This is a genomic window from Pseudoalteromonas luteoviolacea S2607 (genome assembly GCF_001625575.1).
Lineage (GTDB): Bacteria > Pseudomonadota > Gammaproteobacteria > Enterobacterales > Alteromonadaceae > Pseudoalteromonas > Pseudoalteromonas luteoviolacea_E.
On sequence record NZ_AUXV01000056.1, the window covers coordinates 146,733 to 160,202 of the forward strand.

A 13,470-nucleotide genomic window follows, 5' to 3' on the forward strand; every position below is an offset into this window, starting at 1 on the left:
TTATTATTGAAAGCCTTGATTGGAGTACATATTTATTTCTACTATGGAATATATGATACATATACCAATCATTTATTGCATACGTATTCAATAGATTGTTCTGAAAAGAACTATATATTGTAAATCTCATGTAAATGAGAGGCACAATAATGAATAAAATAAAATTCCCAATCGCTGCAAGTTTTGCTGTACTTGCCTCAACCTGTGCGTATGCGGCTCCAAATAGTACCGGTGCGCCCACCACATTTGTTCACCTTTTTGAATGGTCATGGCCAGATGTCGCCAAAGAGTGTGAAACATTTTTAGGTCCTCAAGGTTATGCTGCGGTCCAAGTATCACCACCAAATGAACACATTACAGGCAGTCAATGGTGGACTAGATACCAACCAGTGAGTTACCAACTTAAAAGCCGAGGCGGTGATCGCAACGCTTTTGTCGATATGGTTTCTAGATGTAAAGCTGCAGGTGTAGATATCTATGTTGATGCAGTCATAAACCACATGGCACACGGCAGTGGTACAGGCACTGCTGGCAACACTTTTGGTAATAAGCAATACCCAACTTACAGCCCCAATGACTTTCACCAAACCTGTGCCATCAATCCAGAAGACTATGGAAACAATGCTTGGCGAGTTCAAAACTGTGAGCTGGTTGGTTTACATGACTTAGACACCGACACCCCCTACGTACAAACACAACTAGCAAACTTTTTAAACGATTTGCTTTCGGTGGGTGTAGCTGGATTCAGGTTGGACGCAAGCAAACATATGCCAGCTTCAGATATTGGCGATATTTTAGCAAAACTAAATAAAGAGTCCGTTGTATTCCAAGAGGTTATCGACCAAGGAAGTGAAGCGATTAAAGCGTCCGATTACTTCCAAAATGGGTTAGTAACAGAGTTCAAGTACAGCTTAAAACTGAGCGAAACATTTAAAACTGGCAAACTTGCATGGCTTAAGAATTTTGGTGAGCAATGGGGTTTTATGCCAAGTTACAAAGCCGTCGTATTTACAGATAACCATGACAATCAGCGAGGCCATGGTGGTGCAGGCTCTATCGTTACCTTCCACGATGGAAAACTGTATGACCTAGCGAACGTCTTTATGCTGGCATATCCATATGGTTACCCAAAGGTGATGTCTAGTTATGAGTTCAATGGCAACACCGATGCGGGTGGCCCAACAGTGCCTGTTCATCAGGGCAGCTCTTTAAACTGTAATGCTCAGCAATGGCAGTGTGAGCACAGAAAACCGCTCATCGCAGGGGCAATGCGATTTAGAAATCACACAAACGATAATTGGACTGTTTCAAATTGGTGGGACAATGGTAATAACCAGATTGCTTTCTCTAGAGGCGACCAAGGTTTTGTTGCCATTAACCGAGAAGCTGCGAATATGTCCGTCAAGCTTCAAACAGGATTAAAGCCAGGCACATACTGCGATGAATTAAGCGGTGGAAAAAATGCAAATCAATGCGCAGGAAGAACTGTAGTCGTTGACCAAGATGGAAACGCACAGGTTTCTTTAGGTGCAATGGACGCGATTGCCATTCATCACCAAAGTATTACTGATGGGCTACCACCAACTGGTGACTGGCAACGCACGGTTGTATTCATTAAGGCCGAAACTCAAAGTGGTCAAGATATGTTTGTGCGTGGAGGTCTGGATCACAATGCAGCATCACAACGTGGCGTAAATTGTCAGGTCAACCCTAGCTTATGTCAAATACCAATCAAACACCTTAATCTACGAAATGACACAACTGCGCCATGGAAAACAGGTGATCGGTATTTAGATTGGCAAGCTTCAGAAAGTGGTCAGTCAGCGCAAGCACAAGGTACTGCGTTAGATTGGACAACCAACCAGTGGCCTCTGCAGTGGGGGGATAAAAAGACCTATGACTTACACGGTTTTGGAGAGTCAAGTCTAAACCAATGGGGTCCCCATTACTGGAAGCTAGAGGTCGAAATGGATTGCAGTAAAACATACCAAGGTTGGTTTGAGCTCAAAGCCTATGTGAAAAACGGCCAAGGCTGGGAAGATAACATTACACAGCAAAATCGACCTTATGCGAGTAATAATCACTTTGCAAAATGTGGCATGCTCAATATGTTTGAATTTGGAAAGCCCACCCACTTTATACAAGCTTTAGCTTTATAAGCCATTTAAATTAAAAATAGACTGACAGCCAATTAATCTCCCATTGGTTATCAGACCAAAGCAACCACGGCAATGCTATGGTTGCTTTTTTATCATTAGAAATAGGCAAGGTTACTGAGTTAAAAGCTCTTTACGCACAATCTCGGCACCAGCGCTTAGTGCACTTAATTTGTCTCTTGCAACTGAGCGTGATAACGGGGCTAAGCCACAGTTTGTGCACGGGTACAACTTATCAGCGTCAACATACTTTAAGGCCTTGCGAAGTGTGTCTGCCACTTCTTCAGGTGTCTCGATGGTATTTGTTGCAACATCAATTGCACCAACCATGATTTTTTTCCCTCGCACCAATTCGAGTAATTCAATCGGCACACGTGAATTGTGGCACTCTAATGAAATAATATCGATGTTCGATTGCTTGAGCCTTGGAAATACTTCTTCGTACTGTCGCCACTCAGAACCTAGCGTTTTTTTCCAATCCGTATTTGCTTTAATTCCATAGCCGTAACAAATATGCACTGCGGTTTCGCACTTTAAGCCCTCAATTGCTCTTTCTAAACACGCAATACCCCACGCATTGACTTCCTCAAAAAACACATTGAATGCCGGCTCATCAAACTGAATAATATCAACGCCTGCCGCTTCGAGTTCTTTAGCTTCTTGATTGAGTATCTTTGCAAATTCCCAAGCCAGCTTTTCTCGACTTTGATAATGGGCATCGTACAACGTGTCTATCATCGTCATAGGGCCTGGCAGTGCCCATTTGATTGGCTTATCTGTTTGCGAACGAAGAAATTTAGCATCTTCAACGAACACTGATTTTTGACGACTAACCGGGCCAACAACGGTTGGCACACTGGCATCATAACGATTACGAATGCGAACTGTCTCACGCTTTTCAAAATCTACGCCGTCTAAATGTTCGATAAAAGTTGTTACAAAATGCTGACGAGTTTGCTCTCCGTCACTGACAATATCAACACCAGAAAATTCCTGCTCTTGCAACGAAACGCGAAGCGCATCATGTTTACCATTAACCAGCGCTTCTCCCTCAAGTTTCCACGGAGACCAAAGTACTTCAGGCTCAGCGAGCCAAGAAGGTTTGGGTAAACTACCCGCTGTCGATGTAGGTAATAAAGTTTTCATAATAAATGCCGCTGTATTTTTAATTTGTTTTAAGCCTTCGTTAGCGTGTCTTATGAGGCGAGCTCTATTTGATAACTAGCTAGAGCTGCCGATGCAAGCTAACAAACTATCGATTATTCATTTCGTTAAGCGTAACTTGCTGACCATTGATCAAGAATGGTCTGATAAGGTTTGATGAAGTTCTCTTCTGCAAACTTACCTTGCTCCTTCGCTAATCGACTACGCTCTTCTCTGTCATACACGATTTGAGTAATCGAGTGATCTAAATTTTTTAGGTTTGGCTTGTAGCAAGCACCTGCAACAGCGTTCGCATTATATATTTCTGGGCGATAAATTCTTTGGAAAGTACCCATCGTGCTTATGGTGCTGATCAATTCAAGGTTACTGTAGTCGTTAAGTAAGTCACCAAAGAAGTAAAAAGCAAATGGTGCCACACTGTTTGGCGGCATGAAGTAACGCACCTGTAAGCCCATTTTCTTAAAATACTGCTCGGTTAACGAAGACTCATTGGGTAGGTATTCAAACCCTAACACTGGGTGCTGATTTTCAGTTTTATGATACGTTTTATTATCTGACACACTGAGACAAATCACCGGTGGCTTTTTAAAGTTGTTTTTGTAAGTCTCTGAATTAACAAAGTACTTAAATAACTTACCGTGCAGCTCACCGAAGTTATCTGGAATACTGAACTGCGGCTGATCTTTGTTATGGTCAAGCAGTAACACGCTAAAGTCATAATCACGTACATAAGATGAGAAGTTATTCCCGACAATACCTTCAATGCGCTCGCCCGTTTTGCTGTCCAAAACATAGGTTTTTAACACTTCAATAGAAGGAAAAGTCTCACCACTGCCTTCTATATCCATATCCACAGAAACAATCTCAAGCTCAACTGAATATCGATCACCAGCGGGATTATCCCAATGAGCCAAAGCGTTAAAGCTATTATCGATCATTTGTAAAGCATTACGTAAGTTTGCCTGGCGGCTCTCGCCTCTTGCTAAGTTAGCAAAGTTAGTTGTAATACGCGTGCTATTTGACGGATGATAATTCTCGTCAAGACGAAGGCTCTTAATTGAAAACGTAAATTCTTTATTCATGATGATCTGTATCCAAATTTTAGGTAAAACCTTAAATAATTTCTCCCCCTAGACTCGGCAAAATAGCCTTATCTTATAATTCTAAAATCGGATGTTTGGTTTACATACCTTCAAGCTTTTTAGAATTCTAGACGTCTAGAGCTTTTCGTTGAGTTAGTTATACGTGGATACGCGTTTATTTCAAAATGTTATAAATTCAAATTAACCATGAGTAAAATTCATAATCAATAAATCCGCGGCCTCCAGAAGACATCTAGCCATCTTGACGTAAATTAATGTACAACGTGAGGTAAATTCATAAATAGCCTTACTTGCAAAATGTCAGCCGTCACCAGACCAATTCAAAATACTAACCCTATGTTTTATATACACTAACCATTGTTAAGTATGTTTAAATCTGGACGTTACTTAGTCAAATATGGTTTAAAACAGCATGGTGCGAACGTAATTTCATTCATGTAGTATTGCAGCCCCAAATATTAAAAAATGTTGAATGGAATGAGTGAATTGCTGTTGTTGATTGTTTATTGCGCACTGCTAGGCAGCGGTGTAGGCTTTTTGGCTGGGCTACTCGGTATTGGTGGCGGATTAGTCATTGTCCCTATATTAAGTATTATTTTACTTCAATTTGAGGTGTTACCAGCTGACCAAGTAGTTGTAGCTGCGATTGCAACATCATTGGCATCTATCCTGTTTACTTCGACTTCTTCGGCCATTGCGCACCATAAGAATGGCAACGTCCCTTGGGAACTAGCACCATGGATAATGACGGGTGTCGCACTCGGTGCTCTAATAAGTGGGTTCCTAGCCGCCATGTTGCCAGAGCAAATAGTCAGATGGGTATTCGCGATAAGCGTTGCGCTCATATCTGTGAAAATGTTTTATAGCAGCGCAAAAAGCGAAACTGATGAAGAGCGCAAAATGCCAAATAAAGGCCTGCTTACAGTATTAACCACAATTACTGGCGGACTGTCTGCAATGATTGGCATAGGCGGCGGCGCTTTGTTAGTGCCTCTGCTGACTTTCTTTTCTGTTAACATGAAAAAGGCTATCGGATGTGCATCCGCATGTGGGATAGTGATCGCACTCTTTGGTTCAATCGGTTACATAAGCTCTGGTAGTGCACATTTTGATTTGAAAGACGGTTTTGCTGGATTTGTTTACTTGCCTGCATTATTAGGCATTGTTTGCACTTCTTGGTTTACCGCGCCTTTAGGAGCCAAAGCGACAAACTACCTACCAGTTTCAACGGTAAAGAAAATCTTTTCAGTACTACTGGTCGTTATGGCTGCAAATATGATTCTAAACCAGTAATTAAAAGAACGCGGGCCAGCAGATTTAAACTGGCCCTCGCCCTGCTCAGGCGCGTTTAAACACGTATCAATCAAATTTGACCCGTGTTCAATAGCTTACTGCCCAGTTAAGGTCACTTGAGTACCAATAATCACTAAAAACCAAAATACCAAACCAATAAAAATCCACACAAAGTTTAGTAGCGTAAATCTATCATTGGCACTTCCCGAAGGATCTGAACTGGCCAAGTTTGCAAGTGTTTGCGCCTTGTATAGGCAAAAACTTGAAACAAACAAGGTAAAGTACATTGCGAAAGCACTGAATGGCAAACCTATTCCGTTCTCTGATAAACGGCCTACGATATTACCAAGCACCGAAAACACAACAAATACGGTTGCGAAATGCGTTATGCTTATTGGCTTTTCTTTGAGGTTGATTTCATATTTGGCTTCAAATAGTGAAAACAACGAATGCGCATAAAAGATTGAAAAAATACCTCTCGCAATAGGCCAAACATCATCACCATAGCTCTTTTTATATTCGCTCCAATGTTTGTAAAACCAATAAACGGAATAAAACCCAAAAGTCATTAGGTTGAGCGTCCAAAACTTTCTCGCTGATACTATATAAAATTGCATTTCTGCAGGTTCGTCTGTAACTGACTTAGGTAAAACTTCTTCTGTCATTGCTTCCTCTATGCTAATAATTCTTGGCAAATTAACCTGCTAGAAACCATGCCATGCAAATGCAATTTATGCAATTATTCTTCTAGATTTAAAATTAGCCTGAGCGAACAGTGGATATACCTTTTATGTCATGTTTGTACATTTGGAAAAAAGCGGCCACCAATGACATCTAGTGGCCACAACTATTTTAATTACATGAAACAATTAATGTTTCAGCGGCTGAAGTTCGTAACGCTATTTTACTCAACTCAAGTTTAGCGTCTCCATTTAACGCAATACTAAAAGGAGACTCAGTGTGAGATAATCTCGCGCCAAGACTTTCAAAACATGCCATAGGCACTGCAACTCGTTGCCATTGGTCTTTAAGTTTAGAAGGCGGTATTGCAACCTTTGACCGACATTGCACAGCAGTGATGCAGTTCATTCCAACCGTAGCACTAGAAATAACGCCCTCTTTCACAGAGATATCAAAAGTTAAGTATGCGTTCGAATCTACATAAGCACTTAAATCTTCAGCAAAGCCGTGTTTACTTATTAAAGAAATACCGGCATTTTTTGCACCATCAAGGGTTAGTTGAATACTGTCCTCTTGGACAAAACGGTCAATGGTTCGAAACTCAAGTCCTTTTAATTGCTCGCTATTTGACTTAACTAGCTTTTGCTCATCATCAGTAGAAATGTGTAAGGCCCAAGGCCTCTTCGGCTGCACATCGTATAGGAGCTCCTCTTCATTAACACTTGAATTTATATCAAAAGATTCATTCAATGTGTCAACTAGGGTATCAGTCATTGAATAATTCAAACCGTAGCCATAAGGAAATAATGGCAGCTCTTCATCAAAACGATTTACATGTTGAGTCGGTGAATTAGGCCAAGAAAAAGATAAAGCACCGGAAAAATCATGCTGTATTTTGCCAGTGTTATCCGTTAACAGGACATCTGCAATACCGCCCCCTTCTGAACCTGGCAGCCACACTGCAACAAATGCATCACTGGCATTTAGCTCTGCATTCACCCACAATGGACGCCCACTGATAAACAAGGACACAACAGGTATTCCACTCGATTTTAAAGACTTAATTAACTGTAAATCTTGTTTATCACCATACTGATAAGCCAAATGTGGCCTGTCCCCTTGCCCCTCTGCATAAGGTTCTTCCCCGAACACAACAATCGCAACATCCGGCTTGTTACTTTTATCAAATGAGCCATCCGCACTTAGCGTAATTTCACCGCCTGCTTTTTCCACTTGCTGCCTGATACCTTCAAAGATCGACATACCGCCCGGAAAATCAGCGTTGGTATTGTTTGTCCCTTGCCAAGTAATCGTCCACCCTCCAGACTGTTTACCTATGTTGTGTGCTCCATCACCACTCACCAAAATGTTTTGTTTCGGCGAAAGAGGTAAAATACCGCCCTTATTTTTGAGAAGCACCAAAGATTTTCGCACGGCCTCCCTAGCTAGTGCTCTATGTTGCTTGTTACCCATAAGTTGACTGTTACCCGCATAAAGCCGCTGAGCAGGGTTTGGTTTTTTGAATAAGCCAGCTCGTAATTTCACTCTAAGAATGCGGCTTACTGCATCATTTACTCTGCTTAGGGGTATCGTGCCGTCTTTCACCTGATCAACAGTGTTATAAAACAAAGGCTTCCAACTTTTAGTTGGGGCCATAAACATGTCTAACCCTGCATTGATTGCCTGGGGACAACTCTCATTCGTACACCCTTGGATCTGACCGTGTCCATTCCAATCTCCGACAACAAACCCATCAAAACCCATTTGGCCTTTTAACACAGTGGTCAATAAGTATTTATTGCCATGTATCTTATCACCATGCCAACTGTTAAATGAGGCCATGACTGACTGCGCGCCAGCTTTTAGTCCACCTACATAACCTTGCGCATGGATCTTAAAAAGCGTCTTTTCGTCGTTGATATTGTCCCCTTGGTCATCGCCTTTCACTGTACCACCGTCACCCACAAAGTGCTTGACGGTACTAATAACATGTTGCTCTCTAAAGAACTCGCCTGAGCGACCATTCCCTTGTAGGCCACGAACAATGGAATACGCATAATCTCTGACGATTTCTGGGTCTTCCGAATACCCCTCATATGTTCTTCCCCACCTGTCATCTCTGACCGTGGCAACCGTTGGCGCAAAAATCCAATCAATGCCTGTTACTAACACTTCTTTTGCAGTTACTTGCGCGATTCTCTCAATCAACTTCGGGTCGTTAGCGGCCCCTAGCCCAATGTTATGGGGAAACAAGGTTGCGCCAATGACATTATTATGGCCATGAACCGCGTCAGTACCCCACATTGTTGGGATGCTAGAACCATCTACAGACGCATCTACCGATGCTTGATACATAGATTCCGCCAGTGCCACCCAATCACGTACAGAAGCATGCTTGTTACCATTTGGAAATGCACCACCACCATTTAAGTAAGAACCAAAACCGTATTTACGCATATCTTCAACTGTAATATCACGTATCTCAGGTTGAATCATTTGCGCTACTTTTTGCTCAATGGTCATTTCGGCAAGTACCTCGGCAACTTGTGACTCTATATCTGCCGAGACAACCACCTCCGACGTAACGTAAGGCCAAATTGATGGTTTTTTATCTTTCGCCGTTTGTGTTTCAAGTTGCTTGGACTGTCCACAAGCACTGAGTAGACTGAGCGTACAAACGCACAATAAGGCTTGTTGTTTGATATTTTTCATTGCGCGGCTTCCTTATTAGACTTTTTATGACATCCCCAAAGACCAAAATAAGCAATGAAGATATAACACGCTGCGGGTAAAAAGAATGAGTTTTCAAGCCCGATATTGTCGGCAAGTAACCCTTGCAAAATCGGTATGATCGCACCACCGACTATCGCTAAACACAATAAACCAGAGCCACGGCTTGCCTCTTTGCCTAGCCCCGAAATGGCCAAACTAAAAATGGTTGGGAACATAATTGAGTTAAACAAGCCAACAGCGAGCATGGCCCACATTGCCAGTGCCCCCGTTTGATTTACTGCAAAAATGACCAGCATCATCGAGACGACAGCATTAAAAGCTAACACTTTCCCACCAGCTACTTTTTGCATAATCGCTGCACCAATAAAACGCCCCACCATTGCGCCCCCCCAATAATACGCAATGAGCTTAGCTGCTTGTGCTTCATCCAAGCCCGCTATACTGGGTTGATGTAAAAAGCTTACTAGGAAACTGCCAATTGACACTTCTGCGCCCACATATAAAAAGATACCTATCGCACCGAGAATTAAGTGCGGATATTCTGTTAGCGGTCTTGCGTTTGTAGAGGGTTCATCACTTTGTTCAACCAGTTTCGGTAACTTAAGAACTGCAAAAATAATTGCCAAAATACCCAATGCTGTCGCGAGTAACAGATATGGTACTTTTACCGCATCGGCACCACTTGATACGGTCTCCTGCCCTGATGAAAACAATAGGTAAGCACCAAAAAACGGCGCAATAGTCGTCCCCAAAGAATTAAATGCTTGAGTAAGTGTTAGTCTTGATGGCGCTGTTTCTGGTTTACCCAATGCGCTGACATAAGGGTTAGCAGACACTTGTAATACAGTTATCCCAGACGCCAACACAAACAGCGCGAGCAAAAATACTTCATACAATCCAATAATCGCTGCTGGTACAAATAACACGCACCCCAGCGCAGCAATCATAAGCCCTAGCACGATCCCTTTTTGAAACCCGATCCGACCAACCAGATTTCCAGCAGGGATTGAGACGATGACATACGCGCCAAAGAAGCAAAACTGCACCAGCATAGCTTGTGTGTAACTTAGCTGAAACGCGCCTTTCAGGTAAGGAATTAAAATATCGTTCAGGCAGGTAATAAACCCCCACATGAAAAATAGACTTGTAAGCGCAGACAATGCAAAACCAATGTTTTTAGGATAGCCAGACGATTGGTCCACGTGCGCTGCTTTTGAAGCAAACTCGGTTGCCATAATAAATAACTCCAACGAACGCCAAGATATACAGCAGCTCGCGCTGCACACTCGACGTTCTAAAATAACTAAGAGATAAGAAAGTGGTTAGATTTACTGAAAGCTGTACCTGACACCTAAGGTATACCTAGGTCCATACTGCCTAGCGAATAGGAACTGGCGCTCATATCGACCAAAGCCTTGCTCGGTTTCATCATTGAGATTTATACCCTCAAAGAAAACCGTCCAACGCTCGTCAATGTCGTAGTTCACACTGGCATCTAACTGGGCGTATGATTTAGCAAACTGAGGTGGGTTATCAGCAGAGCCTTGGTCTTGACCTACGCCTATCAAGTATTCATCACGCCAAGCATAAGTGAGTTTGATAGATAGTCCGTCTTTCTCATAAAACACTTGTGCGTTAGCTGAATCACTCAAACCTGTGAGCGGTGTTTGCTGCTCTAGACTGTTAACATCAAACTCCACATCTCCATCTACAAACGTTGCATTTAGCCCAATGCCAAAGCCACTCTCGCCAAACACATGCTGAAATGCCACTTCGAAACCGTCCACTTTTTTGGTATCAGGCGCATTAAATGGCTTAGTTATTTTCCACACTAATAATGGATCGTCTCCCGCGGGCTCAATGTAACCTTGTGCATTCAACACTGCGCCGTTTGCCTGCATTTGCAGAAATATCGCATCAGTTTTTGCCTGCTCGCCACGCGCTTCAATATCAGCTACAGCTTGGTTCCACCTTGGCCCTTGATAAATGTCATTAAAGCCATCAATGGTTGTTTCGTTGACCTGACTACCGATGAAGTTTTTAACCGATTTTTTGAAGTAACCGATTGCTGCATAGCTACTTTCATCGTAATAGTATTCAAGGCTTAAATCTAAGTTGGTTGATTCAAAGGGTTTTAAATTGGTATTGCCTTCACTACCATTACGAGAGCCTATCTTTGGACTTGTTGATAGAACCCTACCACCAGACAAATCACCGAGTGGCGCACGTGTGATTGTTTTCCCCCAAGATACACGACCGACCAGCTCTTCTGTAATATCAACTTTGACGTCAATCATTGGCAGCAATACATCATGTTGCCCCTCAGAGGTGTATTCGCTATTGTCCTCTGGTAAGTACTGTGTATGCCACTCGCTGCCGCCTAACCACCATACAGATACTGGGATTGGCTGCTTATCAACACTGGTTACATCAGTTTCTTCGTATCGAACACCAAGGTTCAAGAACACAGGTAAAGACGCGACCTCGAACTCCCAAGCGCTTTGAATATAAAAGCTTGTTGTCTCTTCTTGAACAGAGCTTTGAGAGAACGTTCCTAGGTCATGATAAGCGGTTGTCGCAAAATAGTCGTCACCGCCTAACACGTCGTTTGTTAAAAACGCCTCAGACCGCGCGACCACTTCATCAAAGCTAAACGTGTAATAGTAATTCGGATTTAAGTTTGCGCCACCGCTGGCAAACGCATCCAAGAAGCCATTGGTATTATTTCTGACAAACATACTGTCAGGGAACAGTTGTGGCCAAGACGGATTAAACAAAAACCCGCCAATCAAACCGCTCCATGCATTAGAGCCGCCCATAGTTTGGTCCGTCACGGCAACCCCAAATTTGACATCAAGCAGTGGAATATCAAAACGGTCATTTTCCCATACCGTATCTATTTGAAGCTGCTGAACCTCTGATTTACCGGGAGAATGAACAAACTGACTAAAGTGTGAGTCGATTTCACTTTCAAGCAAGGTTGTTGAGCCATTTAACCAATGAATTTGCGCATGCGGAATATCACCGGTGCGATAATCATAGGTTTTGGTTCTTAGCTGATCTGACCCCAACACTAAAGCGCCTTCACTGCCAATGCCCTTATCTATGCCATTATCGGTTTCACTCGAAGAGTCGTGATAGTCAATAGAAACATGCCATGCATCACTGACTTGCCAGTCAATATTAATACCAGCGGACTTTTCAATGACTTCAGTTGTTGAACGCGATGCCGTAAAAGAGCCATCATTGCCGCTGATATCGGCAAAAATCGCAGTGCCATTTTCATCTAACTCATACGCATTTATATTGCCGCCATATTCATTCCACATCCCCCAGCCTATGCCATTTTTACCTGTCACGGCTTTGGTATGGGTGTAATCTACCGATAGTACTAAGTCGTCGCTCGGCGCATATTGAAAAACAATATGACCATTGGTTCTGTCCCTTTCTAAATCTTCGATGCCATAGTTCATATCACGGGGAAAAAAGTAGTCTCCTACTCTGTTTCCTTCGCTATCCAGCGGCCTGGGATCAACCACCTTGCTTTGGTCGATATTGCTAGGCAAATCGACATTGGCCTGCCACCCTTGAATATGGGCTTGCTGTTTCTGAAAGTCACGTTCATGATGCGTGAGAGAAAACGACACCCCAAGCGTGTCGTCAACGAAGGTATTTGAATAAAGCGCAGACAGCTCAGGGGTTAAATCATCATTCTCGACATTTGACGAATCATGAATCCCCTTAGCAGAAACGGTATAACGCTCTCCCGGACTTGCCAGAGGCTTTCTGGTCACGATATTGACCGTTGCACCAAGCCCACCACTGGGGTTTTCTGCGCGCGCAGTTTTAAAGACCTCTAACGCCATAACACCGTCTGCAGATAAGTTTTCCAGGCTATATGACCTTGAATTACCCGTACCCGGCATTTGTCGGCCATTTAACGTAATCAAGTTAAAGTCAGGGCCAAAACCCCTAACCGTAATTTGAGAACCTTCACCGTTACTGCGACTAACCGCAACACCGGTAATTCGCTGCAAAGACTCCGCCAAATTGGTATCAGGGAATTTTCCCATCTCTTCTGCTGAAATCGCATCAACAACCCCAGATGCATTCCTTTTTAGATTCATTGCTCGGGTCAAACTTCCTTTAATGCCACGGATCTCAATCACTTCTATTTCTGGATTTTGTTCTTCTGCCGTTAAATTAGATGCTGATTGCTCCTCAGAATACGCTTTCCCTGATAGAGCTAATGCGACACACAAAGCCACGCGCGAAGATACAAATTGAACTTGTTTCATAACTAACCTACTAAATTCTCTGTTCTGGGGGAAAGTGATCCC

Annotated in this window: 8 protein-coding genes; 2 read left to right on the forward strand and 6 right to left on the reverse strand. The window is 42.9% G+C overall.

Annotated features, from left to right (window positions below; translation table 11 throughout):
* Positions 1-149 precede the first annotated feature (149 nt).
* Positions 150-2,159, forward strand: coding sequence for an alpha-amylase (locus N480_RS17820; RefSeq protein ID WP_063373789.1), 2,010 nt, complete (start codon positions 150-152; stop codon positions 2,157-2,159).
* A 111-nt stretch (positions 2,160-2,270) separates the two neighbouring features.
* On the opposite strand, the gene N480_RS17825 is transcribed toward N480_RS17820, so the two are convergent.
* Together N480_RS17825 and N480_RS17830 are read right to left on the reverse strand one after the other, a co-directional pair.
* Entirely contained in the window at positions 2,271-3,302 is a 1,032-nt protein-coding gene (locus tag N480_RS17825; RefSeq protein WP_063373790.1) for a methionine synthase, read from the reverse strand.
* 125 nt (positions 3,303-3,427) lie between these two features.
* A complete protein-coding gene (locus tag N480_RS17830) occupies positions 3,428-4,402 on the reverse strand; it encodes a DUF1852 domain-containing protein (RefSeq protein ID WP_063373791.1) in 975 nt (324 codons plus the stop codon).
* Positions 4,403-4,900: 498 nt separating this feature from the next.
* Here N480_RS17830 and N480_RS17835 point away from each other — a divergent pair, with 498 nt between their 5' ends.
* Positions 4,901-5,716, forward strand: a complete 816-nt coding sequence (locus tag N480_RS17835; RefSeq protein ID WP_063373792.1) for a sulfite exporter TauE/SafE family protein — start codon at positions 4,901-4,903, stop codon at positions 5,714-5,716.
* Positions 5,717-5,811: 95 nt separating this feature from the next.
* Here N480_RS17835 and N480_RS17840 read toward each other — a convergent pair whose 3' ends face one another.
* The 4 genes from N480_RS17840 to N480_RS17855 form a co-directional block, all read right to left on the reverse strand.
* Positions 5,812-6,381 carry a hypothetical protein gene (locus N480_RS17840; protein ID WP_063373793.1) on the reverse strand — a complete coding sequence of 190 codons (570 nt, stop codon included), beginning with the start codon at positions 6,379-6,381 and terminating at the stop codon, positions 5,812-5,814.
* A gap of 187 nt (positions 6,382-6,568) precedes the next feature.
* The gene (locus N480_RS17845; RefSeq protein WP_063373794.1) at positions 6,569-9,109 is read right to left on the reverse strand and encodes a glycoside hydrolase family 3 protein; all 2,541 of its coding nucleotides are present in this window, start codon (positions 9,107-9,109) and stop codon (positions 6,569-6,571) included.
* Positions 9,106-10,365 carry a sugar MFS transporter gene (locus N480_RS17850; protein WP_063373795.1) on the reverse strand — a complete coding sequence of 420 codons (1,260 nt, stop codon included), beginning with the start codon at positions 10,363-10,365 and terminating at the stop codon, positions 9,106-9,108. Before N480_RS17850 ends, N480_RS17845 begins: the two co-directional genes overlap by 4 nt.
* A gap of 93 nt (positions 10,366-10,458) precedes the next feature.
* Complete coding sequence (locus tag N480_RS17855) at positions 10,459-13,428, reverse strand: TonB-dependent receptor (RefSeq protein WP_063373796.1); 2,970 nt, start codon at positions 13,426-13,428, stop codon at positions 10,459-10,461.
* Positions 13,429-13,470: the final 42 nt, after the last annotated feature.